Source organism: Ideonella aquatica (genome assembly GCF_018069755.1).
Taxonomy (GTDB): Bacteria; Pseudomonadota; Gammaproteobacteria; order Burkholderiales; family Burkholderiaceae_C; genus Ideonella; species Ideonella aquatica.
Window position 1 is genome coordinate 1 of record NZ_JAGQDE010000040.1, and the last position, 26759, is coordinate 26759.

Here is a 26759-nt window from a genome sequence, read left to right on the forward strand (position 1 = left end):
CCTGGGCTGGCGCCAGCCGCGCCGCGCGCGCCGCCGGCCAGGCCCCACCGGCCAGCGCGGCCACCACGCCCGCCGCCCAGGCCACAGCGGCTGCGCCGGGCGACCAGCGCAGCGTGGGCGCGCTGACACCGAACACACCGCTGCCCAGATCACCCGCCAGCCAGTGCAGGGCCGCCGCCGCCAGGCCAGTGCCCAGCGCCACGCCCAGCACGCCGGCCAGCGCGCCCAGCAGCGCGCACTCGCCCCACACCAGGCGGCGCCGGCCGGCCGCGTCCAGGCCCAGCACGCCCAGCAGGGCCAGTGAGGGTGTGCGCTGCGCCACCGCCAGCGACACCACCGAGAACACCAGGAAGCCGCCCACCACCAGCGCCACCAGCGCCAGCACCGTCAGGTTCACCCGATAGGCGCGCGAGAGGTTGCTGACCTGCTGCGCCTCGTCATCGGCCGCGGCCCAGCGCGCGCCGGCCGGCAGCGGGCCGTAAGCCTGGCGCACCGCCGCCGCGGTGGCCCCGGGCGCCAGCCGCAGGTCCACCGCGCTGAGCGTGCCATCCAGCCCCAGCGCGGCCTGGGCGGCGGCCACGTCCATCACCGCCAGCGGCGCACCGCCCGCGGCCACCGTGCCCGCAACCGCAAAAGCCTGCGCGCGACCACCAACCAGCAGCCGCAACTCCTTGGCCGAACCCAGCAGTTTCAGCAGCGCCGGGTTCACGAAGACCTGGCCGGGGCGCAGCATCGCCAGCCGGTCCGCGCTGTCGTCCGGGCGCGGCAGAAGCCCCGGTGCCACCGCGGCCACGCTGAGGGCGTCGATGCCCAGCAGGTCCACCGTGCGCGGCCGGCTGCCATCGGCCGGTAGCATCAGCAGGCTGCGCTCGATGCGCGGATGCGCCGCCTGCACCGGCGCCAGCGCGGCCAGGCGCGCGGCGCTGTCGTCCGGCAGGCCGCTGGCGCCGCCCAGCAGGCGCAGATCGGGCTCGCCATTGGCGCTGCGCACCGCGGCCGAGAACTCGGCCAGCGCCGATTCATTGATCAGGTGCACCGCCAGCGCCAGCGCCACGCCCAGCGCCACGCTCAGCAGCGCGGCCAGCTGGCGCCAGGGGTGGGCGCGCCACTCGGCCCAGCTCAGGCGCCACAGCCGGGGGCGCTCAGTCGGCATGCGCGGGGCGGTCGGCCGGCTGCACGCCGGTGGCGGTCAGGCGCAGCACGCGGTCGGCGCGCGCGGCCGCGGCGGCCGAGTGCGTGACCAGCAGGCAAGCCGCGCCCTCATGGCGCACCTGGGCCTGCAGCACATCCAGCACCTGGGTGGCGGTGGCCGGGTCCAGGTTGCCGGTGGGCTCGTCGGCCAGGATCAGCGGCGGGCGGTGCACCAGCGCGCGGGCAATCGCCACGCGCTGCAACTGGCCGCCCGACAGCTGCGAAGGCATGCGCGCGCCCAGCGCGCCCAGGCCCACCGCGTCCAGCATCGCCGCCACGCGCGCCGCATCGGGCCGGCCCTGCAGCAGCAGCGGCAGCGCCACGTTGTCGGCCACGTTCAGGTGCGGCAGCACATGAAAGGCCTGGAACACGAAGCCCAGGCGCTCGCGGCGCAGGCGGGCGCGCTCGGGTTCGGGACGGCTGTGCAGCGGCGCGCCGTCCAGCCACACCTCACCCGCATCGGCGTCATCCAGGCCGGCGATGACGTTGAGCAGCGTGGACTTGCCCACGCCCGACTCGCCCACCAGTGCGACGAACTCGCCGGCCGGCAGGTCCAGGTCCACGCCGCTGAACACAGCCTGGGTGGCGTAGGCCTTGCGCAGACCGCGCAGGGACAGCAGCGGGCCGCCGGCCATGCGCGTCAGCGTTGCGCCGCCGGCCCGACAAGGAAGTCCGCCTTGCCCAGCTGCACACCGGCCTGGCGCAGCAGGTCGTAGGCGGTGGTGACGTGGAAGAAGATGTTGGGAATCGCCCAGTGCAGCAGGTAGGCCTGGCCGGCCATCGTGCGGGTGGCATCGCGGCCCACCGGGAAGGTGATCTCCACCGCCTCTCGGCCATCCAGCTGCGAAGGCTGCACCGTGGCCAGCCAGGCCAGGGTCTTGGCCACGCGGGCCTTCAGCTCGGCAAAGGTGGTTTCGTTGTCCTCGAACTTCGGTGCCTCGATGCCGGCCAGGCGCGCGGTGCCGTTCTTCGCTGCGTCGCAGGCAATGCGAATCTGCGCGGTGAAGGGCAGCATGTCGGGGGCGAAGCGCAGCGTGCAGAAAACGTCGGGGTTGAATTTCCGCTCAGTGGCGTTGGCCTCGGCCTTGTCCAGCAGGTGGGCCAGGTTGCTCAGGGCAGTGGTGAAGGTGGGCAGGGCGGCGGTGCCCAGGGTGAGGGACATGGGGTCTCCGAACGTTTGACAAAGGCCGCGATGCTACGGCGAATCGCCTATGAAGGGCGTGCAAGGCTTGAGCAACCCTAGTGATTGGGCAACCCGCCATTCGGCAGGCGAATACAGAACCGAAACCCCGTTCGTGGCCAAGCGGACGAGGGCCTCATATCCTCACGTGAGGCGCTCCTTGCCATCCAAGGCTCAGTGTCGAAAGCACCGCCACGGAGAGATCCCGTGCCTTGCATGGCCTTCGGGCCGCTGGGATCTGTGGCGCGCTCTTCTCGATAGGCTCTCGGGCCATCTCCACACCACTCCCAAACGTTGCCATGCATGTCGTAGAGTCCCCAATCATTTGGCGCAAAACGCTTCACAGCAATTGTCTCTGCTGTCAGAACGGCTGCGCGATCACGCATAAAGCCATCTCCCCATGAGTATTCTGTGTTGGAACTTGCCCGACAGGCGTATTCCCACTCAGCTTCAAGAGGGAGTCCGACCTGCCAACTCTCGATGGAAAAGTGTCTCAACGGTAGCTTCGTGAGGAAAGCCACGACGTCGAGCCAACTCACTTGTTCGACAGGCCGATCGTTTGCATCTTGTCGATCTCTGAATGCACTTGGGTTGCTGCCCATGACAGCTTTCCAGAGCCCTTGCGTACATGGGGTGTCTGCCAACCAGAGTCCCTTCGACAGAATCACTTGATGCTTTGGGCCCTCCTTTGAGAGGTAAGCCCTCCAACGCTTGCGATCCAGCCCCTCTGTGATTTGAATCTCGGCAACGTCTTGCTCTGACTGATCCGAACCCATCCAGAAGCCCTCTGGCCCCGTTGGCTCGATCCACCGCATCCGCTGCATCACCCCGGCTACCGTCAGGTCAGCCCACAGGCCAAAGCAGTCATCACCCCAGGCGCTGGCCCAACGTGGCGGGAAGTCGCCCACCGGGGCGCGCCAGGCATGGTCAGCCGGCCACATCAGCAACCTCCTGAGTCACAGAGCATCCTGGATGCAGTCGACTTAGACGCTGTCCCGTGGACGTTCGCTCAGGCTTCAGCACGCGGTCGGCGGCCAGCGCCGCGTTCAGCTCGCTGGCGGCGGGCTCGGTGCGGTGCAGCGGAACGAAGAAGAACAACAGGCTCACGGTCATGTCCTGCGCGGGCGCTTCTTCTGGCCGGTGGTCGGCCGCGCCGGCTCCGCCGCCGCGGCCGAGGGGCGCTGGCCTCCGGCCTTCGCCCCGGGGCTGGTGGCTGGCCCTCCGGGCCCTGGGCTGGGGGACCTCAGGGCAAGACGAAAGCCGAGGCGGTAGCGCTCGCCGGGGTGCAGGCGGTAGCGGAAGGCCGAGCGCGCGCGGGCAGGGAGGCTGCCCCACGAGCCGCCGCGCAGCACGCGCGGGTCTTGGGGGCCCTCCGGGCCCCGCGGGTCGGTCTGCGGCCTCTGGTCGTAGTCGCGCCGCCCATCCGCGCACCATTCCCACACGTTGCCGTGCATGTCGTACAGGCCCCAGGCGTTGGGCGCATAGTGCTTGACCGCGCTGGTCTCACCCAAGCCGCCCTTCTCTTGATACGCATTGGCACGCTCCGGGTCAAAGGCATCGCCCCAGGCATAGTCGGTGACGCTGCCGGCTCGACAGGCGTACTCCCACTCGGCCTCGGTGGGCAGCACGGGCGCCAGGCCATCGGGCAGCCAGGCTTTCAAGCGCTCCAGAAAGACCTGCACATCCTCCCAGCTCACCTGTTCCACAGGACGCTCGGCCGCATCGGGCCGGTCCTTGAAGTGGCTGGGGTTGTCGCCCATCACCGCTTGCCACAGGGCCTGGGTGCAGGGGGTGTCGGCCAGCCAGAGGCCTTGGGTCAAGGTCACCGCGTGGTGAGGGCGTTCGTCGTCATATCCACCCGCCTCATCCTCCGGCGAGCCCATCGAGAACTGCCCGGGCCGAAGGTAGCGCATGCGCTGCGTGATGCCCGCACAGTCCAGCTCGGCGAACAACCCCCAGGCATCGTGCCCCCACCGCGTGGCCCATGCGGGGCGCGCCTGGGCATCGATCTCCAGCACAGTGTTCAGCCCTGTCAAACGCAAGGGCCAATGCCCCCCGGCGAGTTGGCCCAAAGACGTGCGCTCGGCCGCCATTGGCACGGCGTGGTGCCGCCCCCGGGGCCCCTGCTGCACGCCGATATCGCCGCGCGCTGTGATGGTGGCCAGCAGCGCGGCGCCGTGCAGCGGTGTCTTGGCTCGAGGCCCATACAGCCACACGGCGCCGTCATTCAACAGGACCTGTGCATAGCCCAAGGGCTGGTCAGTCTGGCGAGCCTGGCGGGCGGCCAGGGCCTGATCGGCATCCAGGCCCTCGGGCAGGACCGCTTCGCCGCTCAGGGCCCAGGTATCGCCGAGCCAGTCGTCGTTGGATTGGTGGAACTGCGCATCGTGCGCATTGCGGCGCAGCAGGTCGCGCGCAAAATCCTGGCTGTGCGTCACGGCTTGGCTGAGGTCAGCGCTGGACTGCAGCCAACGCTGCATCCACTGCCGCGCCTCGGCCACCACAGCATCGCCGGCCAGGGCCCGGGCCTCGGGGCGGGCATGGCTGGCCCAGACCAGGGTTTCCAGCGTCTCGGTGGAGCGGCCCTGGCTGGCGTGAACCGCCCGCATGGCCTGCAATACCTGCACCTGCAGACCCGAGTCCAGCTGGCCAAAGCGTCGGCGGTACTCGGCCTGCTCGGGCCCGGTCAGCGGGCGCGAGCCGGCGGCGCTGCCCACGGTGGGCTGGGCTGTCCAGGCCAGGGCTTCCAGTGCCGGCTCGCCGCGCAGCGCCGGCAGCAGGCGCCGCAGCAGGCGCAGCAGCTCGGGCTCCAGTCGAATGGCACAGGCCGCCAGCGTCAGCAGGCTGCCGACTGCGGGATGCAGCGCACGACACGCCCCGCCCACCTGAGCGGCTGCGCGCGCAGGTGCCAGCGCGTGGGTCACCGCCGCGCCGGCCAGGCAATGCACGCGCAGCAATGAAGCCGCCGCGCCGCTGACCCAGGCCGGCCCGATCGGTAGCCAGGCGGTGACCGGCAGGCCACGCTGCGCCATCTGATGCGCCCAGGCCTGCCAGCGCCGGGCCGGCCCCGGGTGGGCCGCCAGGTGCCCCAGGTCGGACAGCACCAGCACCGCGTCGGCCTGAATGTGCGGGCGGCTGGCCTGTGGCGCAGGCGGGTCGGCCCACACCGGGTAGCGCCCGGGCAGGCCGTCCACCTGCTCGATGCACACGGCCGCCCGGCCACGCAGGCGGGCCAGCAGGGCCACGAGGCGGGCGAAGTCGCGCTGGTAGGGGCGCATGGCATCGCTGACGTCCCACACGATGTGCAGGGCAGTCGGCAGCCGCTGGTGAACACGCCGCGGCAGACGCCGCAGCGGATGGCCGGCTGACAGTTGCCGCAGGCAGGCGGGCAGGTCCAGCCCCGCCTGATGAGGGCGCGACACGCTGCTGCGCAGCGCAGGCCACAAGCGCTGGTCCGGCACCAGCGGGCTCCAGGGCACGCTGTCGAGGCTGGCGCGCGGGGCGCAGTCGGCCGCTGTAAAGGGGCTGCGCTGCGCCATCAACGGCGGACCGGCTGGCGATGGCAGCTCACGGTCCCACAGGCGGGTGATCAGTGGCAGCCGGGCCTGCAAGGGCGGACGCACCGTTGTGGTGGGCGGCTCGGCGGGCACCTCTGGTCTGGCTTCGGGCGCGGGTTTGGCCAGCTGAACCATGGTGGGCGGCGCGTCCTCCAGCACAAATCCGGCCGCAACCGCTATTCGCGTTGGGTCGCGCGCCGGCAGCGCCGCCCAGGCGCGCAGCAGATCGGCACGGTTGACGGTGCAGAGGGCCATGCGAGCCGGTGTGTTGCTCAGGCCTGGGGCAGACCGGCGCCAAAGGGGCGCCGCTGCGACAGCGCGGGCTGCTGCTCCACGCTGCCGGCCTTGAGAAAGGCGTAGGCGCTCAGGCGCTTGAGTTGCTCGTCCTGCGCCACCGGGTCGCCAGGGGCCAGCTCGTGCAGGGCGCCGAGCAGGTCCAGGTACTCGGCCAGGCCGGGGGCCTGCACACCCGCCTGTTGCGCGTGATGGCGGTCAGTGACCAACTGCGTGGCAGCGGCACGCAGGATGCCGTCGCCCAGGCGAGCGGGCCGACCTGTCTGTTCGCCGAAATGGGACTGACCGCGGCCGAACAACCAGTCGGTATAGCTGATGGACGGGTCGGCCTCAAGGTTCAGCACCACGCAGCGCCGCACAAAAGCCTGGGGCAACTGACGCTCCTCGTTGGTGGTGAACACGGTCAGCGGCATGGCGTGCGGCGGCACGTTCACAGACAGGCCCAGCCCAGGCAACACCAGGCGGCGCTGGCCCAGCAGTTCCAGCAGGCTGTTGGGCAGGTCGCTTTCGGCCTTGTCGATCTCGTCGATCAGCAGCACATGGCCGGCGGGCGGGGCACTCGGCTGGCTGCGGTGGCTGCCGTGGCGCTGGGCGCTGGACCAGTCGTAGGCCAGCCATAGTGGCCCGGGCTCCCAGTAGCTTGGCTCGTCCAGTGTGCGCTGCGCCTGTGCATCGGCCAGACGCCGCACTGCGTCGAAGCGGTAGATCAGGTCATCGGCCTCGGTCCGGGCGTTGACGGTGATCGCCTGCACGGCCCAGCCCAGCACGCCTGCCACGGCGTGGGCCAGCTGGGTTTTGCCGGTGCCGGGCTCTCCGCGCACCAGGAGTGGCCGCTGGCAGGCCAGGGCCAGGCTGACGGCGTCGATCTCGGGGGTGGACCACTGGTGAACGGGGCCGTCGGGGCCATCGGTGGGGTTCACCGGCCGGACCTCGCCGTCCTTCAGGGCGTTGAGCTTGGCCAGTGCAGCGCTGCGGGGGGTGGTGGTCATGGCGTGGGGGCGTTTGAGTGTTTCGCTGCGGCGTCGGCGAGCTTCTGGGCGACATCCATCCAGGCCTTGGCCGGGACGACTCCATCGCTCAGCAACTCATCGCTCCTGGAGGGGTGGATCTGCCATTGGTCTACCGGCGGCATGGGCCTGCACAGCTCGACCATGATGGGCAGTACGGTCACTTCGCCAAGCGCCTTCCTGTGCGCCAGCGCTGGAAGCTCCTTCTTGACGATGAACTCTCTGCCAAAGAAGTCGGGGGTCATCAGCAGCACGGCGACAGAGCACTTGGCCAGACCTTCCATGATCCGCGGCTCCCAGTCATCACCCGTGTCGATCTGGTCGTCGATCCAGAGCTTGTAGTGGTTGGCGGTGACGTCGCCCTGCGTGTATCGATCCAAGGCCTGGCGATGTTGGCGGTTCTTGCTGGCATAGCTGACAAAGACGACCGGCGGGTCTGACACGCGCACCTTGGGAGGCGGTTCATCCTGAGGGCCAATGACCATGCGACTGATGGCATGCACCTGCGAGCGCAGGTCCTGAATCCAAGCCTCGATCGACCCGAGCCCACTTTGGTCCACGCGCGACACCACGCCCACGTTCAGGCCCTGCCGAAGTGCGGCGGCCACATCGGGCCGCTCGTTGACCACCACAATCAAGCTATGCCCTGTTCGGCGTTCATAGCGTTGAAGTTGGCTGCGGAGCAAGGCATCCGAGGGGACGTGCTCACTACCTGCCACATGGGACATCAGCTTGCGGTGGATCTCCATGCGATAGACCTGGGCCGGCCCTTGAACGCCGAGTTGGACCTCTTCGGTATCCGTCACGAGGTTGCCGACTCGAACGTCAGAGCGCCCTGCAGCTGAGACACACTCCAACACGAGTGCCTCACCCAGTTCCGCCGCAGCCAGAAAGGCCGATTCCAGGTCACTGAGTCGGGGCACCCGGGCGATGCCGTCTGCCGAATCGAGCCGAAGGCCTTGGCTGCGCAGGAACCGGGCTGTCGCCCAGACGCCCAGGTGCGTCACCAAAGCCTTGCCAGCCTCGTCTGATGCACCGATGGCTCGGTGATCAGTGCCCAGCCACTGATTGAACAGCGATGTAATGCCTGCCAAGACATCCGCTGGGGCTGACGCGGCGACCAGGGTGTTGTACTCAGCGAGCTGGTAACCTGGAAACTCCTGAGCCCACACGCGCTCCAGCAAGGGCGACGGGCCCGCGCTGCGGTACTGCTCCAGCAGCACCCCATAGCGCGTGTTCATCCGCTCATCATTGAACTCGGCCGACTGTTCGGACATGCCGCCTCCGCTGGCGTCGCCTGTTGGTTTGCAGGCAGGATAGCCCAACTGCACCGCAATCGGGCAAGCGCCGAGCGGACCCGCGCTTGTGCCCGGTCGTCCGCCGTTCCGTTGCCAGTTCAGTTGGCTCTGATCCCATCAGCCCTCAGTCGGTCGGGAACGACCGGGGCGGGCTGGGGTCTCGGGGCGGAACCCACTCCTCAGGTTCCGCACCACCGAACGACGCCACGCGAGCACGGACATCGGTCAACCATGTGGGTGGGCTGGCAGCCACATCGGCCTCCAACCATCCGCGCACCCGTGCCTCCAGCGTGGTTCCGTCAGCCACAGCGCGTTGACGCGCCGCCTGCAGCAGCGCGTCATCGACCTCGATCACCAATCTGGCCATGGCAGCCCCCTGTCATGCGTCATGAGCCCGTATGAATCGGCGTGCGGTTCCCACTCACACCAAGCAGTCAGACAACGATGTCCAGCCCCCGCTTTTGCACCAGGTGCAGCAGCTTGAGCGCCGCCCCAGTGGGCCGCTTTTGCCCGATTTCCCACTTCTGCACAGTGGACAGGCTGGTATTCAACAGGCGCGCAAAGACGGCCTGGCTGACGCGGTGCGACTCGCGGATCTGCCGGATCTGGGCGGGCTCCAGGGGTTCGACCGGAGGCAGGCACAGTTGATCGAACTCGCGCAGCGTGATGGTGTCCATCACGCCGGCGCGGTGCAGGCCGCGGGCGGTGTCAAGAACGGCAGAGAGGACGGGGGAGCGTAGCTTGGGCATCGCAGTTCACTTCCATCAGTTCACCCGCCTGCGTGGCCTGGCGCAGGGCCTCTGGCGACAGTGCCAACAGGTGGGCGGCCAGTGCCTTGAGGGCGTCGATCTCATGGGGCTCCAGGTTGTCCTGATCGTTCTTGGCAAATCCGAAAACGAAGATCCATCGTTCGCCGCGGCGCGTGGCCAACAAGGTGCGGTACGCACCGCGCTTGCCAGTGCCGGGGCGGGACAGGCGCTTCTTGATCAGGCCGCCGCCCAGGTCGGCATCAACCAGACCTTGGCGAATCTCCTCGATCGCCCGGCACAGACTGTCAGCGCCGATGCCCTGCCGGCGGGCCCACCGCGCAAACCACCGTGTCTGGAAGACCGTGGTCAGCATCGGCGGACCAAAATATAGCACTGAGTGCTACAGATGTGAACTTTGGACTGCAGGGCGGAAATGGAGCGCACGGCGCGACCTTCGGCAATGTGAATGACGGCCAGTCTCCGCCGGGCGGGTGCTGGCCGCTACCCACTGAAGGGGGAGAAGGTCGTCAATGCTTCGAAGCCTTGCAGCCAGCGTCCTGCGTTTCTCGTGCGGCTTATAGCGGCGCCATTGCGCCGACGGCACCCGGCCGCCACCGCGCCATCGCCACGCAGTCCACATACGCGCCGCCACGCAGCCCATAGCCACGCATCAGCCCCTCCCGCTCGAAGCCATGCCGCTCGTACAGGCGGATGGCGCGGGCGTTGTCCGCGTAGACGGTCAGCTCCAGCCGCAGCAGGCCGGCCCACTCGTCGGCGTGCTGCAGCAGCGCGCGCATCATCGCGTCGCCCACGCCCTGCCCCTGCGCCTCGCGGGCCAGCGTGATGCCCAGGCCGGCCACATGACGGCGGCGCGGCGACGGGGTGGGCTGGTGCAGGCCGGCCAGGCCGACCACGCGGCCGTCGCGCTCTGCCGCCAGTTGCAGTTCCACCCCGGGCTTGTCCATCGCGGCCAGGCGCTCGCGCCACCAGGCCTCGCTGGCGTGGGGCATCTGCAGGGTCTGGGCGTAGACGCCGGGCTCACTCATCAGCGCGGCCACGTCGCGTGCGTCGTCGGCGCGGGCGCGGCGCAAGAGGAGGTTCGGTGGGTTCTCGGGATCGGTGCTCATGGTCAGTCTCCTGGATCGGGGGCCTGAAAACAACAAGGCCCGCGGGGTGCGCGGGCCTTGGGCGGTGCAGCGGTGGCTGCAGGGTGTCGCGCAAGACCCGCTAGGGGCGCAGGTGGACCATGACGAACGCGGCCTGGCCCACCACGGGGGTGTGCAGGGTGCGAATGGTCAGGGTCTGGGAGCGCGACATGCGCTGCAGCTTAGGGGCGACGACGGGGCGCCGTCAAGTCAGCGCGGCAAAGCCGGCGGCGGCGGCTCGTCGATGTCGCGCGCCTGCACGTCCACCACGTTGTCATCGTTGGCCGGCCCGCGCCGACCAAAGCCCGGCCCGCCGAAGCCACGGCGGAACTGGAAGTGGGTGGCGAAGGGCGGCACCTCGGGCCGCGGCAGGCGCCAGGTCAGCAGTGCGCCCACGACGCTGGCCAGCAGCGCCAGCGCCAGCAGGCCGCCGCCCAGCAGGCGCAGGTCCAGCCACTGGCCGACGAACGCCGTCAGCGCGATCAGCAGGAAGAAGGGAAAGCTGAAGCCCAGCAGCAGCCCCCAGCCCCAGCGGCCGTTGGCCAGCAGCCAGCCGGCCAGCAGTGGCGCGGCGGCGGCGCACAGCAGCGCGGCCTGTGGTGGCCAGGGCCACAGTGCCACCAGGCCTTGGCCCAGGCCCAGCACCGCGGCGATCAGGAACAGCGCGAAGCCGCTGCCGCGCAGCTGCAGGTCACGCCGCGCGCGCGGCAGTCCGGCGCGGGTGTTGAGCCACAGCAGCGCGATCAGCAGCAGCAACCAGCCCAGCACGCCGGGCGTGCCCAGCGCGATCAGCGCGCTGCTCAGCGTGGCGCCACTCACACCCGCTCAGTCACCCAGCCGGCCACACTGGCCAGCGCGGCCGGCAGGCCGCTGGCGTCGGTGCCGCCGGCCATGGCCATGTCGGGCTTGCCGCCGCCCTTGCCTCCCACCTGCTGGGCGACGAAGTTGACCAGCTCGCCAGCCTTGAGCTTGCCCACGCTGTCGGCGGTGACACCGGCGGCCAGATGCACCTTGGCGCCATCCACGCTGGCCAGCACGATGGCCGCGGTCTTGAGCTTGTTCTTCAGCTGGTCCAGGGTGTTGCGCAGCGTGGCGGCGTCGGCGGCGTCCAGCGTGGCGGCCAGCACCTTCAGGCCCTTGATGTCCACGGCTTTGGCGACCAGTTCATCGCCCTGGCTGGAGGCCAGCTTGCCCTTCAGCGCGGCCACGTCCTTCTCCAGCGCCCGCACCTGCTCCTGCAGGCTGGCGATGCGGCCGGGCAGCTCGGCCGGTGCGGCCTTCAGCGCGCCGGCCGCGGCGTTGACCGTGCCTTCCAGCGATTGCAGATAGGCCAGCGCGTTGTCGCCGGTCACGGCTTCGACGCGGCGGATGCCAGCGGCCACGCCGCTCTCGGCCACGATCTTGAACAGGCCGATGTCACCGGTGGCCTTGACGTGCGTGCCGCCGCACAGCTCCTTGCTGGAGCCGATGCTCAGCACCCGCACGGTCTCGCCGTACTTCTCGCCGAAGAGCATCATCGCGCCACTCTTCTGCGCGTCGTCCAGCGCCATCACCTGGGCGCTGGCGGCGGCGTTGGCCAGGATCTCGGCGTTGACCAGGGCCTCGACGCGGCGGATCTCGTCGGCCGTCATCGGCTGGGTGTGGGCAAAGTCGAAGCGGGTGCGCTCGGGCGTGACCAGCGAGCCCTTCTGCTGCACATGGCCGCCCAGCACCTCGCGCAGGGCCTTGTGCATCAGGTGGGTGGCGCTGTGGTTGCGCACCGTCTTCGCACGCAGCTCGGCGTTGACCTTGGCGGTGAAGACGTCACCCACCTTGACCTCGCCCTCGGCGATGTGGCCCTGGTGGCCAAAGACATCGGCCTGGATCTTGAACGTGTCGGCCACCTCGACCTTGGTGCTGGCGTTGCGCAGCTCGCCGGCATCACCGCACTGGCCGCCGCTCTCGGCATAGAACGGAGTGTGGTCGAGCACGATCACGGCGTCGTCGCCGGCCTTGGCGCTGACCACCGGGCTGCCGTCCACATAGACCGCGACCACCTTGGAGGTCTCGCACACCAGGTGCTCATAGCCATGGAAGGCGGTGGCCACGCCGCTGTATTCCAGGCCCTGCGCCATCTTGAACTTGCCGGCGGCGCGGGCCTGCTCGCGCTGGCGGCTCATGGCCGCCTCGAAATCGCCCTGGTGCACGGTGTAGCCACGCTCACGGCAGACATCGCCGGTCAGGTCCACCGGGAAGCCGAAGGTGTCGTGCAGCTTGAAGGCGGTTTCGCCGTCCAGCACAGTGCCGCCGGCCGTGCCCAGCGCTTCCAGCGCGGCGTCGAGGATCTCCATGCCGCGGTCGATGGTCTGGAAGAAGCGCTCCTCCTCCTGCTTCAGCACCGCGAACACGCGGTCGGCGTGGGTGCGCAGCTCGGGATAGGCCTCGCCCATCTCGGCGGCCAGCGGGTGCACCAGGGTGTGGAAGAAGGGCACGCGGGCGCCCAGCTTGTAGCCGTGGCGGATCGCGCGGCGGGCGATGCGGCGCAGCACGAAGCCGCGGCCGGCGTTGCCGGGGATCACGCCGTCGGCGACGGTGAAGGCGCAGGTGCGGATGTGGTCGGCGATGACCTTCAGGCTGGGGCTGGACGCGTCGCAACCGCCTTCGGCGCGTTGGGGCGTGGCAGCATCCACCGCGTTCTTCGCGGCGGCCAGCAGCGCCACGAAGAGATCGATCTCGTAGTTGCTGTGCACATGCTGCAGCACCGCGGTGATGCGCTCCAGGCCCATGCCGGTGTCGACACTGGGCTTGGGCAGCGGGTGCATCACGCCGTCTTCCGTGCGGTTGAACTGCATGAAGACGTTGTTCCAGATCTCGATGTAGCGGTCACCGTCTTCGTCGGGGCTGCCCGGGGGGCCGCCGGCCACGTCGGGGCCGTGGTCGTAGAAGATCTCGGTGCAGGGGCCGCAGGGGCCGGTGTCGCCCATCATCCAGAAGTTGTCGGACATGTAGCGGCCGCCCTTGTTGTCGCCGATGCGCACGATGCGCTCGGCGGGCACGCCGACCTGCTTGTTCCAGATCTCGTAGGCTTCGTCGTCCTCGGCGTACACGGTGACCCACAGCTTGTCGGCGGGCAGCTTGAAGTGGCCGGTCAGCAGCTCCCAGGCGTAAGCGATCGCGTCCTTCTTGAAGTAATCGCCGAAACTGAAGTTCCCCAGCATCTCGAAGAAGGTGTGGTGCCGCGCGGTGTAGCCCACGTTGTCGAGGTCGTTGTGCTTGCCGCCGGCGCGGATGCACTTCTGGCTGGTGGTGGCACGGCTGTAGGCGCGCTTGTCGAAGCCCAGGAACACGTCCTTGAACTGGTTCATGCCTGCGTTGGTGAACAGCAGGGTCGGGTCGTCACCCGGAATGACCGGGCTCGAGGCCACGATCTGGTGGCCCTTGGACTCGAAGAACTTCAGGAAGGTGTGACGGATCTCGGAGGCTTTCATCCGGGACTTTCGGTGTTCGAAGCGGGGCCCGGCGGCAGGGCACGGCCCTGGGTGCCACCGGGGTGGAGGCGAAGCTCCGGATTATAGAAGTGCCACCCTGGCAGCTCCTGCGCGCGGCGGACGCCTGAAAGCGCGCAGTTGCCCATTCGAACGAGTTGTAACGCGTTTCAGAAGTCCGCGTTGTTACATTCTCGCCGCCGGTTGACCCCCACCGCCGGCGCACGAGAGACCCACAAGGACCCCCCGGATGACACCGCTTGTGAGCGAGGTCGGGCCGCTGCTTTGCCCGACACCCTCCACCGCCCCGCGGAGCACGCCGTGAGCCTGCTGGCCGCCCTGCCCCGCGTGCTGCGCCGGCCACCGCCGCCGGTGGTGCCTGTGCCCGGCTGGTACCGCCGCGAGGCCGCGATCATGGGCACCGCGATCAGCGCCGAGCTGTGGGCCGACAGCCCCGCCGAAGGCGAAGCCGCGCTGGACGCGGTGTTCGACGAGATGCACCGCATCGACCGCCTGATGAGCCCGCACAAGCCGGCCTCGGAGCTCTCGCGCATCAACCGCGAGGCGGCCCACCATGCGGTGCCGCTGCGCGAGGAAATGGCCACGCTGCTGGCGCGCGCGCTGGACTTCTCGGCCCGCACCGACGGCGCCTTCGACATCAGCTTCGCCGCCGTTGGCCAGCTTTACGACTACCGCGCCGGCACCGTGCCCAGCCCGCAGCTGTTGGAAGCGGCGCGTGGTCTGGCGGACTGGCGCGAGCTGCACCTGGACCGCCGCGCCGGCACGCTGCGCTTCGGCCGCGCCGGCATGCGCATCGACCTGGGCGGCATCGCCAAGGGCCACGCGGTGGACAACGCGGTGCGGCTGCTGCGCCAGCGCGGCATCCAGCATGCGATGGTGGCCGCTGGCGGCGACAGCCATCTGCTGGGCGACCGCCGCGGCCGCCCCTGGCAGCTGGGCATCGCCCACCCGCGCCGCCGCGGCCACAACGTGGCGGTGCTGCCGCTGCAGGACACCGCGGTGTCCACCTCGGGCGACTACGAGCGCGGTTTCGAGCGCGGCGGCGTGCGCCACCACCACCTGATCGATCCGCGCACCGGCGACTCGGCGCGCGGCGCCACCAGCGTCACCGTGCTGGCGCCCGATGGCGTCACCGCCGAGGCGCTGTCCAAGATGCTGTTCATCCACGGGCCCCGCCGGGGCTTCGCGATGCTCGAGGACTGGCCCGGCGTCGACGCCGTGCTGGTCGATGCGCAGGGCGTGCTGCACGCCAGCGCCGGATTCAACGGGAGCCGTTCATGACCCTGACACGTTCGATCGGGTGGCTCGCCGCTGCCCTGGCCGCCGCCGCCGTGCTGGCCGCCTGCTCCGGCAGCGGCAGCAGCGACAGCGTGATCGTCGAGGGCGACATCCCCATCGCCTACGTCAAGCGCGCCGACACGCTGAACCTGAACCCCACCGATGGCGGCGGCTTTGCCGAGGGGGGCGATCTGATGCTGCGCGAGACCTCCTCGCCCAGCGCGCCGGAACACAACCTGACCACCCAGTTCACCCAGGGCCGCGGCGATGCCTCCGACCCCGAGGTGTCCTACGACGGCAAGAAGATCGTCTTCGCGATGCGCTGCCCGGCCAGCAACAGCGCCACGATCGGCGGGCTGCCCGCCTGCACCGGGCGCTGGAACATCTGGGAATACGACATGAGCAGCGGCGGCCTCACGAAGGGCACCTTCCGCCGCCTGACCGCCTCCACCGAGAGCGATGACGTCGACCCGGTCTACCTGCCCGGCGGCCGCGGCTTCGTCTTCAGCAGCAACCGCCAGACCGGCTCCTACGCCAACCAGGCGCTGGGCCGCAGCTACTACGCGCTGGACGAGTACGAGCGCCAGCGCGTCTTCAACCTGCACACCATGGACGCCGACGGCGCGGCCATCACCCAGGTCTCGTTCAACCAGAGCCACGACCGCAACCCGGTGATCCGCCTCAACGGCGACGTGATGTTCTCGCGCTGGGACCATGTGGCGGACCGCAACCACTTCAAGGTCTTCCGCATGAAGCCCGACGGCACCGACCTGTTCGTGCTGTACGGCTCGCACAGCGAGGGCAACACCTTCCTGAACCCGCGCGACATGGACCCGAAGGGCGCCTACGCCGGCCAGATCACCTCGGACCTGATGCCGCTGCAGCGCACCCACGAAGGCGGCGCGCTGGTGCGGGTGGACGTGGCCAACTACTCCGAGCAGAACACCCCGGCCAACAAGGACGTGCCCACCGAGGGCGGCCAGGTGGCGATGACCGACAAGACGCTCAACGCCGAGCGCGGCTTCTCGCCCTTCGGCCGCGCCACCACGCCCTACCCGCTGTGGGACGGCACCGACCGCATCCTGGTGGCCTGGAAACCCTGCGAGGTGCACCGCGGCACCGATGTCGTGCCCTGCGCCTCGCTGACCCAGGCCGAACTGGACCGCCTGGGCGATGCCAACCGCACGATCGAACAGCGCGAAGCCGACGAGCTGCAGGACAACGTGCGCCCGCACTACGCGATCTACATGTTCAACCCGAAGCAGCAGACCTGGCTGAACGTGGCCTCGCCGCCGCCCGGCTTCATGTACACCGACCCGATCGCGCTGGTCGCCCGCACCGAGCCCAAGGTGGTGGAGCCTACCAACCTGGACGAAGACCTGGCCAAGCAGAAGCTGGGCCTGCTGGAAGTGCGCAGCGTCTACGACACCGACGGCCTGGGCCGCATGGGCGACCCGGTGCTGGCCCCGGTGGACACCGCCGGCGCCTGCAGCGAGCCCATCCCCAAGACCACCCCCACCGACGCCGCCGACACCCGCGCCCAGGTGGCCCACCTGCTGCGCATGAAGGACCCGGCCGACAGCGCCTACCTGTGCAGCCCGGCGCGCTTCATCCGCGTGATGCGGGCGGTGGCGCCGCCTTCGGGCTCGATCGGCCTGCGCCATGCGATCGGCGAGACCAACTTCGAGCCGCAGCAGATCCTGGGCTATGCACCGATCGAACCCGACGGCTCGTTCAAGCTGCGCGTGCCCGCCGACACGCCGATCGGCCTGGCGGTGGTGGACGCCGAAGGCCGCGCCTTCCAGACCCACACCAACTGGATCCAGGTGCGCCCCGGCGAGCGCCGCACCTGCGACGGCTGCCACAGCCCGCGGCGCGGCGGCGCGCTGAACTCCGGCGCGGTGGTCGACACCGTGCCGGCTGCCTGGCGCAGCGCCATGGCCTCGGCGCGGCTGTCGGGCGAGACCATGGCCTCCACCCGCACCCGGCTCGACCCCAGCGCACTGCAACTGGCGACCGACCTCTTGTCGCAGGACATCTGGGCCGACACCGCCCGCCCCGGCGTGCAGGCCCGCCCCAGCGTGGCGCTGCGCTACACCGGCAATGCGCTGGCCGCCCAGGACCTGGCCACCGCGGTGCCGCAACGCGGCGTCATCAACTACCCCGAGCACATCCAGCCGCTGTGGACCCGCGACCGCGGCAGCAACACCTGCACCCGCTGCCACGGCGCCGGCGCCGCGCTGGACCTGAGCGGCAGCATCGCCGGCACCGGCCGGCTGCTGAGCTACGAGTCGCTGCTGGTGGGCGCGCCGGTGATCGACCCGGTCACCGGCCTGCCCGTGACGCGCCTGGTCGAGGGGGTGCCACAGGTGGTGCGCGAGCCGGCGCTGGTGGAGACCGGCGCCAGCGAAGGCGATGCGGCCGGCCTGGCGCGCAAGAGCCGGCTGGTGGAGATCCTCAGCGGCCAGACGCTGATGGCCAGCGCCGACACCCGCACGATCTACCCCACGCCCGCGGTCAACCACGCCGGCTTGCTGAACGCCGCCGAGAAGCGCCTGGTGGCCGAGTGGATCGACCTGGGCGGCAAGTACTACAACGACCCCTTCGACGCCAACGCCCAGGTGCGTGAGGTGCGCACGCTGAGCCAAGCCACCTTCACCGCCAAGGTGCTGCCGGTGCTCAGCAGCACCTGCGCCACCGCCTGCCACATGGGTGTGGGCAGCGGGCGCGGCACCGATTTCCGGCGAAACCGCTTCGTGCTGACCGGCGACGCCGAGGGCGACTACAACGTCACGCTGTCGATGGTCACCAACACCTGCCAGCCCGCGGCCAACCCGCTGCTGGCCCAACCATCCACCCGCCCGCACCCCAGCGGCGCCACCGGCCAGACCCGTGCCCCGCTGCCGGTGGGCAGCGCCGGCTACCAGGCCCTGTACAGCTGGATCGCCAGCGGATGCCCCACCCCATGAGACTGACCGCCCTTGTGTGGGCCACCGCCCTGCTCGCTGGCTGCGGCGGCGCCGCCGACATCGACAACCCGGAAGGCGCCAGCGGCCAGAAGCTGGCCTTCGCCTACTTCCAGAAGTGCGTGCAGCCGCTGCTGAGTTCGCCGCTGACGCTGCCCGGCGGCGGCACCGCCACCTGCGCCGCCGGCGGCTGCCACGACAACACCAACGGCACCGGCGGCGCGCTGCGCCTGATCGGCAGCGCCGCCACCGTGGACCTGGGCCAGACGGCCGACCAGATCCGCTCCAGCGAGATGTACCGCAACTTCTACTCCGCCCAGGGCGTCACCGTGCCAGGCAACCCCGAAGGCAGCCGCCTGCTGGCCAAGCCGCTGCTGCTGGGCATGCTGCATGGCGGCGGCCTGGTGCTGGGCAGTGCCGACGACGAGCTGGCGCTGCGCATCCGCTACTGGATCACCCACCCGGCCCCCAAGGACCAGGACGAATTCAGCAGCGCCACCTACGCAATGTTCACCCCGGCCGACCCGGCCACCGGCACCTGCAACACCCGATGAGCTGGCTGACAAGACTTCTGCTGGCCAGCGCGCTGGCCCTGGGTGTGCTGAGCGCGCAGGCACAGGCCGTGGACGGCCCCGGCCTGACCGCCGTGCAGCGTGTGCAGGTGGCCGACCCGTACATCGAGTTCCGCACCGGCCCGGGCCGCGGCTACCCGGTGCACTACGTGGCCGAGCGCGGCGCCTGGGTGCAGATCGAGCGCCGCCACACCGACTGGTTCAAGCTGCGCGCCGAGACCGGCCAGGTCGGCTGGGTCACGCGTGATCAGCTGCTGGCCACGCTGGGCGACGACGGCCAGCCCACGCGCTTTGCCGGTCTGCAGCTGCAGGACTACCTGCAACGCCGCGTCGAAGCCGGCGCCATGATCGGCCGCTTCCAGTCCGAGCCCATGGTGCGCCTGTGGACCGGCTGGCGCCTGCACGAGGCGCTGGCGCTGGAAGTGGCGATCGGCCAGGTGCAGGGCGTGTACTCGGGCACCTCGCTGGCCCAGGTTCAACTCATCAGCGAACCCTGGTCCAACCAGCGCTGGTCGCCGTTTGTGGGCGTCGGCCTGGGGCGTTTCAACAACCTGCCCAACAACAGCCTGGTCGACGACGCGCGCACCAACGTCAACATGGGCCTGGCCACCGCCGGCCTGCGGGTGCACCTGGCCGAGCGCTTCGTGGTGCGCCTGGACTGGACCCTCTACACCGCCCTGCTGGGCGACAGCGGTTATGGCGAGTACCGCGCGCTGAACGCCGGCCTGTCCTTCTTCTTCTGACCCCACCCCACCGATGAAGCCCCTGACCCGCCTTCTTGCCACGCTGGCCCTGGCCTGCGCCCTGCCCCTGGCCCACGCCCAGACGCCGCCACCGGCCGAGCAACCGGTGCAGCCCAAGGTCGAGCGGCGCGACGTGAAGCTGCCGCGCCTGCCCTCCACCGACTTCGAGGTGGGCCTGTTCTTCGGCATCTACTCGGTGCAGAACTTCGGGACGCAAGGCGCCGCCGGCCTGCGCCTGGCCTACCACCTCACCGAAGACTGGTTCGTCGAGGCCGCGCTGGGCCAGGCCACGGTCAGCGACGAGGCCTTCCGCCGCGTGCTGCCCGGCGGCGTGATCACGCCGGGCGAGGAGACGCTGAAGTACATGAACCTCTCAGCGGGCTACAACCTGCTGCCGGGCGAGCTGTTCCTGGGCGCCCAGCGCGCGCTGCCCACCCAGCTCTACCTGATCGGCGGTGTCGGCACCACGCGCTTCAACGGCCAGCGCGCGCAGACCACCAACCTGGGCCTGGGCTGGCGCGTCTTCCTGCGCGACGAATGGGCGCTGCGCGTGGACCTGCGCGACCACCTGTTCCCGCTGGACCTGCTGGGCAAGCGCGAGCGCACCCACAACCCCGAGCTGACGCTGGGCGCCTCCTTCCTGTTCTGAACACCATGCCGCTGACCCGACGCCACCTCCTGCTGGGCGCGCTGGCCGCACCGGCGCTGCCGGCGCGCGCTGCCATCGCCCCCGGTGCGGCCGCCCCCGACTTCACGCTGCGCCAGCTCAGCGGTGCGCCGCTGCGCCTGCGCGAGCAGCGCGGCCAGGTGCTGATGCTGAACTTCTGGGCCAGCTGGTGCGGCCCCTGCCGCGATGAGATGCCGCTGCTCTCGCGCCTGCACGACAAGTACCGCGCCTCGGGCTTTGCGCTGTGGGGCGTCAATGTGGATGACGAGCCGAAGAACGCCGCCGCCACCGTCGACAAGCTGCGCACCGCCTTCCCGGTGCTGCTGGACACCGACAAGGCGGTCAGCCGCCTCTACGAGATCAAGGCCATGCCCAGCACCCTGCTGATCGACCGCGACGGCGTTCTGCGCCGCCTGCACCGCGGCTACCAGGCTGGCTGGGTCGAGTCGCTCTACGAACCCCAGCTGCGCGAACTGCTGCGAGACTGACGATGAAGCCCACGCTGATGCTCTTGCTGTGTGCCGCCGCGCTGTCCGGCTGCGCGATCCCCGAGCCCTGGGTCGCCCCGTACGAGCGCGAGCGCCTGGCCGACCCGATGATGAACCCCGGCCGCGACCAGCTGGCCGCGCGCCACCGCGAGCATGTCTACACCGTGCGCGAAGGTGCCCGCGGCGCCAACGGCGTGCAAGGAGGCGGCTGTGGCTGCAACTGACACGCTGCGCCGCATCGCCCGCCTGCTGGCGCGTGCGCTGGGCCTGGGCGGCGGCGCCCTGCTCGCCCCCGCCGCGCAGGCGGTGGACCTGCCGCCCGACGGCGCCGAGGCACTGGTCCACATCTATAACGGCGGTGGCGTGCGGGCGGTGGGCCCGGCGCTGCTGGTGCGCAAGAGCATCGCTGACCGAGTGCAGCTCAGCGGCCAGCTGTACGTGGATGCAGTGAGCAATGCCTCGATCGACGTGGTCACCACCGCCAGCCCCTTCAAGGAGACGCGCACCGAGCTGGGCGTGGGTGTCGACCACGCGGTGCGCGACACGCTGCTGCACCTGGGGCTGACGAACAGCACCGAGCCCGACTACACCGCCCGCACGCTGGCCGCCGACATCAGCCAGGAGGTCTGGAGCGGCATGGCCACGGTGAACCTGGGCTTCAGCCGCGGCGCCGACCAGGTCAAGCGCCATGGCGACCCGGGTTTTGCCGACGAAGCACGCCACTGGCAATGGCGCGCCGGCTGGACCCAGGTGCTCAGCCCGCGCTGGCTGGCCGCACTCAGCGCCGAATCGCTGGCCGATGACGGCTACCTGGGCAGCCCCTACCGTGCCGCGCGCGTCTTCGGCGCGCTGGTGCCCGAGCGCGTGCCGCGCAGCCGCAGCGGCCAGGCCGTGAAGCTGCGCGTGCAGGGCGACCTGTCGGCCAACAGCGTGCGCCAGGCGATGCGCGCCGAGGGCCGGCTCTACCGCGACAACTGGGGCGTGAAGGCCGTGACGCTGGAAGGCGGCTACAGCCGCTACCTGGGCAGCGCGACGGGCGACTGGCTGGCCGAGGGCTTCGTGCGCCTCAATCGCCAGCAGGCGGCCAGCTTCTACAGCGATGACGCCACGCGCGAGACGCTCTACGTCAGCCGCAACCGCCAGCTGGGCAGCTTCACCAGCACCAGCCTGGGCGCCAAGGCCAGCCGTGCCGTGGGCGGTCGCTGGCAGGACTGGAACCTGCGGCTGGGCGGCTCGCTCGAGCTGGTGAACTTCCGCCACAGCGACTACACCGACCTGCGCTCCGGCGCGGCCTACCGATTCACCGGCCTGCTGCTGCAAGTGCAGGCCACCGGCAGCTTCTGATACCGATGACCCGCCTCCTCCTGCTCGTGCTGGCCTTGCTGGCCGGCCCCTCGACCGCCCTGGCCCAGACCGCGGCGCCGGCCGCACCGGCCGCGTCCGCCCCGGCGCAGCCCGATGCCGCACTCGACGCCCGCGCCCAGGCGCTGAAGGCCCAGGTGCTGCAGCTCAACCGCGACCTGCTGGTCCTGGAAGAGGAACTGCTCTACCCGGCCAGCAGCCAGGTGGCGGTGTTCGTGTCGATGGACGTGGGACAGCTGTTCGGCCTGGAGTCGGTGCAGGTCAAGCTCGACGACAAGGTGGTCGCGCAGCACCTCTACACCGAGCGCGAGGTGGCGGCGCTGCACCGCGGCGGCGTGCAGCGGCTGTGGCTGGGCAACCTGAAGGCCGGCACGCATGAAGTGACCGCCTTCTTCACCGGCCAGGGCCCGCATGCGCGCGACTACCGGCGTGCCACCACGCTGAACTTCGACAAGGCCGGCGAGGCGCGCTACATCGAACTGCGCATCACCGACCGGATGACCAAGCTGCAACCCGAGTTCGACGTCAAGGTCTGGCAGTGAAACGTCTGTTGCTGTCCCTGGCGCTGGCCGCGCTCGGCCCGGCACAGGCCGCGGTCGATCCGCCGCCGGTGCGCGCGCTGCAGGCGCCGCACTGGGGCGATGGGCTGTTCTTCTTCTTCCAGGACCGCCACTTCGACGCGCTGAGCGCCCTGATGGTGTCCCAGCACTTCGACCGCCTGGGCCTGCATGGCGACGAGGCGGCGCTGCTGCGCGGCGGCCTGCTGCTGGCCTGGGGCATGCACGACGAGGCGGCCGCCGTCTTCGAGCGGCTGCTGACCGACAGCACCGATGCCGCCGTGCGCGACCGCGCCTGGTACTTCCTGGCGCAGGTGCGCTATGCCCGAGGCCTGGACGATGAGGCGCAGGCCGCGCTGGACCGCATCGGCGCCCCGCTGGCCGACGGGCTGGAGCCGGCACGCGCACTGCTGGCCGCCCAGGTGGCGCTGGCGCGCCAGCAGCCCGATGCGGCCGCCGCCGCGCTGACCGCCCTGGCCGAACAGCCCTACGACCTCAGCGCCACCGTCGGCCCGGCGCGCAGTGGGTGGGCCCGCTTCTGGGCCTGGCTGGGCGTCGGTCTGGCGACCGACCCGAAGGGCCGACCTGTGGACGACGCCCCGCTCTACGCCCGCTACAACCTGGGCGTGGCCCTGGTGCGCGCCGGCCGGCTGGACGAGGGGCGGCCCTGGCTGGAGCGCCTGGGCACCATGCCCGCCGCGCACGAATCCCAGCGCGCGCTGCGCGACCAGGCCAATCTGGCGCTTGGCTATGCCGCGCTGCAGGCCAGCGAGCCCGAGGCGGCCCGCACCGCGCTGGAACGCGTGCGGCTGCAAGGCCCGTCCTCGGCCAAGGCGCTGCTGGGCTTTGGCTGGGCCGACCTGGCGCTGAAGAACCCGCGCCGCGCGCTGCTGCCCTGGCAGGAGCTGGCCGGCAGAGACCCGGGCGACGCCGCCGTGCTGGAGTCGCGCATCGCCATTCCCTACGCGCTGGCCGAGCTGGGCGCCGACACCGCCGCCGAGGCCGCCTACAGCGACGCGCTGGCCCGCTTCGACACCGAGCAGCAGCGCCTGCAAGCCACCCAGGCCGAGCTGCAGCGCGACGCCTGGCTCGATGCCCTGGTGGCGCTGAACCCCGCTGACGCGATGGCCTGGTCGCGCAGCGCCGAGACCCTGCCGCCGCTGCCGCACGCCGCACAGCTGGCGCCGGTGCTGGCCGACCATGCCTTCCAGGAAGGCTACAAGACCCTGCGCGACCTGCAGTTCCTGCACGCCCACCTCAGCGAATGGCAGGGCACCATCGCCAGCTACCGCGACATGCTGGCGCACCGCCGCGCCGTCTTCGAGCAGCGCCTGCCCGCGCTGGCGGCCGAGGAAGGCCAGCTGGCCGTGGCGCCGCTGCAGCGCCAGCAGACGGCGCTGGAATCCGCGCTGGCCGCCGCCGAAGCCAGCGGCGACGGCCAGGCCTTTGCCGATCAGCGCCAGCGCGCGCTGCAGCAGCGCATCGCCCGCGTGCGCGCCGCGCTGCAGGACCTGCCGCCTGAGCAGCAGGCCGCCCAGGCCGAGCGCCTGCGCCTGCTGGCCGGTCGCCTGCAATGGGACCTGGCCGAGGCCGCGCCGGAGGCCGCCTGGACCACCCGCCGCGCGCTGCAGGCCAGCGCCCGCGCGCTGGACGAGGCGCAGGCGCGCCGCCAGCGCTTCGACGCCCGCCCGGCCGACCAGCGCCAGGCCTTCGACGAATTTGCCCGCCGCCTGGATGCGCTCGACGCCCGCATCACCCGCCTGCTGCCGCCCCTCGAGCGCACCGCCCGCGACCAGGCCGCTGCGCTGCAGCGCCTGGCGCTGGGCGCGCTGCAGAGCCAGCAGCAACGCCTGGCGGCCTACGCGCAGCAGGCCCGCTACGGCATCGCCCAGTTGCATGACCGCGCGCGCCAGCCGCTGGACACCCCGGAGGCCGCAGATGCGCCGCGCTGAATCGGCCCTGCTGGCTGCGCTGGTGCTGGCGGGCTGCGCCAGCGGCCCGCTGCCCGGCGACGACCAGCCCACGCTGAAGGCCCTGGCCCAGCGCCCGCTGCCCGCCATCACCCCCGGCCGCCTGCCCACCGACGAGCAGCGCGCGCTGGCCGCCTGGCAGGCGCTGCTGGCCGCCCAGCCCGACGCCAAACAGCGCGCGCAGGCCCTGCGCCGCCTGGGCGACCTGGAAATGGACGCCACCGACGCCCGCCTGGCCAGCCAGGACGGCGCCAGCGCCGACTACCGCGCCGCCATCGCCCGCTACCAGACGCTGCTGAAGGAAACCCCCAACGACCCCGGCAATGACCGCGTGCTCTACCAGCTGGCCCGCGCCCAGGAGCTGGGCGGCGACGCGCCCGCGGCGCTGGCCACGCTGGACCGCCTGGTCGCCAGCTACCCGCAGACCACGGCGCTCGACGAAGCGCAGTTCCGCCGCGGCGAACTGCTGTTCTCGGCGCGCCGCTACGCGCCGGCTGAAGCTGCCTTCGGCGCCGTGCTGGCCAGCCCCCGTGCGCACGGCCTGACCGAGCGCGCCCGCTACATGCAGGGCTGGAGCCAGTTCAAGCAGGCCCGGCTGGAGCCGGCGCTGGGCAACTTCATGGCGGTGCTCGACACCCACCTGTCGGAGCGTGACCCCGCCGTGCCGGTCGAGCAGTTGCCGGGCCTGTCGCGCGCCAACCGTGAGCTGGTCGACGACGTGCTGCGCGTCATCGCACTGGCGCTGGAGAACCTGCAGGGCGTGGCCGCCATCGCGCCGCTGGTGAACAGCCCGCAGCGTGCCAGCTACGCGGTACGCCTGTACCAGAACCAGGCCGCGCTGTACCTGAAGCAGGACCGCCCCAAGGACGCCGCCGACGCGCTGGGCGCCTTCGTGCGCCGCGCACCGCAGGACCCGATGGCGCCGCTGCTGCAGGCGCAGGTGGTGCGCATCCATGCCGACGCCGGCTTCGAACAGCAGGCGCTGGCCGCCAAGCTGGCCTTTGTCGAACACTACGGGCTGGATCCGGCCTTCCAGGCCAGCGCCCCCGAGGCCTGGACCCGCGCGCGCCCGCTGGTGCGCGAGTTCCTGGGCGAGCTGGCCCAGCGCCACCACGCCGCCGCCCAGAAGACCCACCAGGCCGCCGAGGTGCAGGCCGCGGTGCGCTGGTACCAGGCGCTGCTGACCCAGTTCCCCGACGACGCCGACAGCCCGCGCCAGCGCTTCCTGCTGGCCGAGCTGCTGTTCGAGGACCGGCAGTACGCCGCCGCCGCCACCGAATACGAGCGCTCCGCCTACCAGGACCCGCCGCACCCGCGCAGCGCCGAGGCCGGCTACGCCGCGCTGCTGGCCTACGACGCCCAGCTGAAGTCCGCGCCCGACGACGCGCCGCTGCTGCGCGAGCGACTGGCCAGCGCGCTGCGCTTTGCCGATCGGCACGCCGCCGACCCGCGCGCCGCCGCCGTGCTGGCCGATGCCGCCGAGCGCCAGTGGCGCGCCGGTCAGTCCGCCGAGGCCCAGGCCAGCGCCACCCGGGTGCTGGCCTGGCGGCCCGAGCCCGCCGCGCCAGTGCGCCGCAGTGCGCTGGGCGTGCAGGCCCGCGCCGCCTTCGACGCCGGCCGCTTTGCCGAGGCCGAGCGAGCCAGCCAGCAGGCCCTGGCGCTGACGCCGGAGGGCGATCCGTCGCGCGCCGCGCTGAGCGAGCGCCTGGCCGCGTCGATCTACCGCCAGGCCGAGGCCGCACGCAACGGCGGCCAGAGCGCCGAGGCGGCCGCGCTGTTCACCCGGGTGGGCAGCGCCGCGCCGGGGTCGTCGATCCACGCCAACGCCGACTTCGACGCCGCCGCGCAGTGGATCGCGCTGAAGGACTGGCCACGCGCCGCCGAGGCGCTGGAAGCCTTCCGCCGCCAGCACCCCGGCCATGCGCTGCAGGCCCAGCTGCCGGCGCGCCTGGCGCTGGCCTACGACGAATTGCAGCGCCCCGCGCTGGCCGCCGCCGAGTACGAGCGCGTGGCCGCCAGCGCCGGCGAGCCCGAGGCGCGCCGCACCGCGCTGTGGCTGGCCGCGCAGCGGCGCGAGAGCGCGCAGGACCGTGACGCCGCCGCCACCTGGGAGCGCTACCTCAAGGCCTGGCCGCAGCCCCTGCCCGAGGCCACCGAGGCCCGCGCCGCGCTGGCCCGCCACGCGCGCACGTCGGCGCAGGCGCTGGCCTGGCAGCGCGAGCTGCTGGCCACCGAGCGCGCCGGTGGCGC

Annotated in this window: 24 protein-coding genes; 11 read left to right on the forward strand and 13 right to left on the reverse strand. The window is 71.2% G+C overall.

What is annotated here, in order from left to right; translation table 11 throughout:
* From KAK06_RS22830 to alaS, 13 genes are all read right to left on the reverse strand, one after another.
* On the reverse strand, positions 1–1153 hold a 1153-nt coding region (locus KAK06_RS22830), incomplete at its 3' end, for an ABC transporter permease (RefSeq protein ID WP_210804478.1).
* A complete protein-coding gene (locus KAK06_RS22835) occupies positions 1143–1826 on the reverse strand; it encodes an ABC transporter ATP-binding protein (RefSeq protein WP_210804479.1) in 684 nt (227 codons plus the stop codon). The genes KAK06_RS22835 and KAK06_RS22830, both read right to left, overlap by 11 nt.
* A 5-nt stretch (positions 1827–1831) precedes the next feature.
* A complete protein-coding gene (locus KAK06_RS22840; protein ID WP_210804480.1) occupies positions 1832–2353 on the reverse strand; it encodes a DUF1993 domain-containing protein in 522 nt (173 codons plus the stop codon).
* A 77-nt stretch (positions 2354–2430) separates the two neighbouring features.
* Positions 2431–3312 carry a formylglycine-generating enzyme family protein gene (locus KAK06_RS22845; protein WP_210804481.1) on the reverse strand — a complete coding sequence of 294 codons (882 nt, stop codon included), beginning with the start codon at positions 3310–3312 and terminating at the stop codon, positions 2431–2433.
* Positions 3299–3478 (reverse strand): hypothetical protein, encoded by a 180-nt coding sequence (locus KAK06_RS22850; protein ID WP_210804482.1) that lies wholly within the window; start codon positions 3476–3478, stop codon positions 3299–3301. The genes KAK06_RS22845 and KAK06_RS22850 overlap by 14 nt, the downstream gene beginning before the upstream one ends.
* A gap of 2 nt (positions 3479–3480) precedes the next feature.
* Positions 3481–6183, reverse strand: a complete 2703-nt coding sequence (locus KAK06_RS22855; protein WP_247653068.1) for an SUMF1/EgtB/PvdO family nonheme iron enzyme — start codon at positions 6181–6183, stop codon at positions 3481–3483.
* A 17-nt stretch (positions 6184–6200) separates the two neighbouring features.
* On the reverse strand, positions 6201–7211 hold the full coding sequence (locus KAK06_RS22860; RefSeq protein WP_210804483.1) for an AAA family ATPase: 1011 nt from the start codon (positions 7209–7211) through the stop codon (positions 6201–6203).
* Complete coding sequence (locus KAK06_RS22865) at positions 7208–8506, reverse strand: toll/interleukin-1 receptor domain-containing protein (RefSeq protein ID WP_210804484.1); 1299 nt, start codon at positions 8504–8506, stop codon at positions 7208–7210. Before KAK06_RS22865 ends, KAK06_RS22860 begins: the two co-directional genes overlap by 4 nt.
* A gap of 455 nt (positions 8507–8961) precedes the next feature.
* Positions 8962–9204 (reverse strand): helix-turn-helix domain-containing protein, encoded by a 243-nt coding sequence (locus KAK06_RS22870; RefSeq protein WP_247653069.1) that lies wholly within the window; start codon positions 9202–9204, stop codon positions 8962–8964.
* Between the two features lie 31 nt (positions 9205–9235).
* Positions 9236–9649: a type II toxin-antitoxin system RelE/ParE family toxin gene (locus KAK06_RS22875; RefSeq protein WP_210804486.1), complete on the reverse strand. Its 414-nt coding sequence runs from the start codon at positions 9647–9649 to the stop codon at positions 9236–9238.
* 202 nt (positions 9650–9851) lie between these two features.
* Complete coding sequence (locus tag KAK06_RS22880) at positions 9852–10403, reverse strand: GNAT family N-acetyltransferase (RefSeq protein ID WP_210804487.1); 552 nt, start codon at positions 10401–10403, stop codon at positions 9852–9854.
* A gap of 228 nt (positions 10404–10631) precedes the next feature.
* The gene (locus KAK06_RS22885) at positions 10632–11240 is read right to left on the reverse strand and encodes a hypothetical protein (protein ID WP_210804488.1); all 609 of its coding nucleotides are present in this window, start codon (positions 11238–11240) and stop codon (positions 10632–10634) included.
* Complete coding sequence (gene alaS, locus KAK06_RS22890) at positions 11237–13888, reverse strand: alanine--tRNA ligase (protein WP_210804489.1); 2652 nt, start codon at positions 13886–13888, stop codon at positions 11237–11239. The genes KAK06_RS22885 and alaS overlap by 4 nt, the downstream gene beginning before the upstream one ends.
* A gap of 318 nt (positions 13889–14206) precedes the next feature.
* On the opposite strand from alaS, the gene KAK06_RS22895 reads away from it, so the two are divergent.
* The 11 genes from KAK06_RS22895 to KAK06_RS24465 all read left to right on the forward strand — a co-directional run.
* On the forward strand, positions 14207–15187 hold the full coding sequence (locus KAK06_RS22895; protein ID WP_310741144.1) for an FAD:protein FMN transferase: 981 nt from the start codon (positions 14207–14209) through the stop codon (positions 15185–15187).
* Positions 15184–18153: an HzsA-related protein gene (locus KAK06_RS22900; protein WP_210804490.1), complete on the forward strand. Its 2970-nt coding sequence runs from the start codon at positions 15184–15186 to the stop codon at positions 18151–18153. The genes KAK06_RS22895 and KAK06_RS22900 overlap by 4 nt, the downstream gene beginning before the upstream one ends.
* Positions 18150–18704 (forward strand): hypothetical protein, encoded by a 555-nt coding sequence (locus tag KAK06_RS22905; RefSeq protein ID WP_210804491.1) that lies wholly within the window; start codon positions 18150–18152, stop codon positions 18702–18704. The genes KAK06_RS22900 and KAK06_RS22905 overlap by 4 nt, the downstream gene beginning before the upstream one ends.
* Positions 18701–19465 (forward strand): SH3 domain-containing protein, encoded by a 765-nt coding sequence (locus KAK06_RS22910; RefSeq protein WP_210804492.1) that lies wholly within the window; start codon positions 18701–18703, stop codon positions 19463–19465. The genes KAK06_RS22905 and KAK06_RS22910 overlap by 4 nt, the downstream gene beginning before the upstream one ends.
* A 13-nt stretch (positions 19466–19478) precedes the next feature.
* Positions 19479–20114, forward strand: a complete 636-nt coding sequence (locus tag KAK06_RS22915) for an outer membrane beta-barrel domain-containing protein (protein WP_210804493.1) — start codon at positions 19479–19481, stop codon at positions 20112–20114.
* 5 nt (positions 20115–20119) lie between these two features.
* Positions 20120–20620, forward strand: a complete 501-nt coding sequence (locus KAK06_RS22920; protein WP_210804494.1) for a TlpA disulfide reductase family protein — start codon at positions 20120–20122, stop codon at positions 20618–20620.
* Positions 20621–20622: 2 nt separating this feature from the next.
* Positions 20623–20844 carry a DUF4266 domain-containing protein gene (locus tag KAK06_RS22925; protein ID WP_210804495.1) on the forward strand — a complete coding sequence of 74 codons (222 nt, stop codon included), beginning with the start codon at positions 20623–20625 and terminating at the stop codon, positions 20842–20844.
* A complete protein-coding gene (locus tag KAK06_RS22930; RefSeq protein ID WP_210804496.1) occupies positions 20831–21964 on the forward strand; it encodes a DUF3570 domain-containing protein in 1134 nt (377 codons plus the stop codon). Before KAK06_RS22925 ends, KAK06_RS22930 begins: the two co-directional genes overlap by 14 nt.
* A gap of 5 nt (positions 21965–21969) precedes the next feature.
* Positions 21970–22524: an AraC family transcriptional regulator gene (locus KAK06_RS22935; RefSeq protein WP_210804497.1), complete on the forward strand. Its 555-nt coding sequence runs from the start codon at positions 21970–21972 to the stop codon at positions 22522–22524.
* Positions 22521–24491 carry a coiled-coil domain-containing protein gene (locus KAK06_RS22940; RefSeq protein WP_210804498.1) on the forward strand — a complete coding sequence of 657 codons (1971 nt, stop codon included), beginning with the start codon at positions 22521–22523 and terminating at the stop codon, positions 24489–24491. The genes KAK06_RS22935 and KAK06_RS22940 overlap by 4 nt, the downstream gene beginning before the upstream one ends.
* Positions 24478–26759: tetratricopeptide repeat protein (locus KAK06_RS24465; RefSeq protein ID WP_210804499.1), on the forward strand; the 2282-nt coding region annotated here is incomplete at its 3' end. The genes KAK06_RS22940 and KAK06_RS24465, both read left to right, overlap by 14 nt.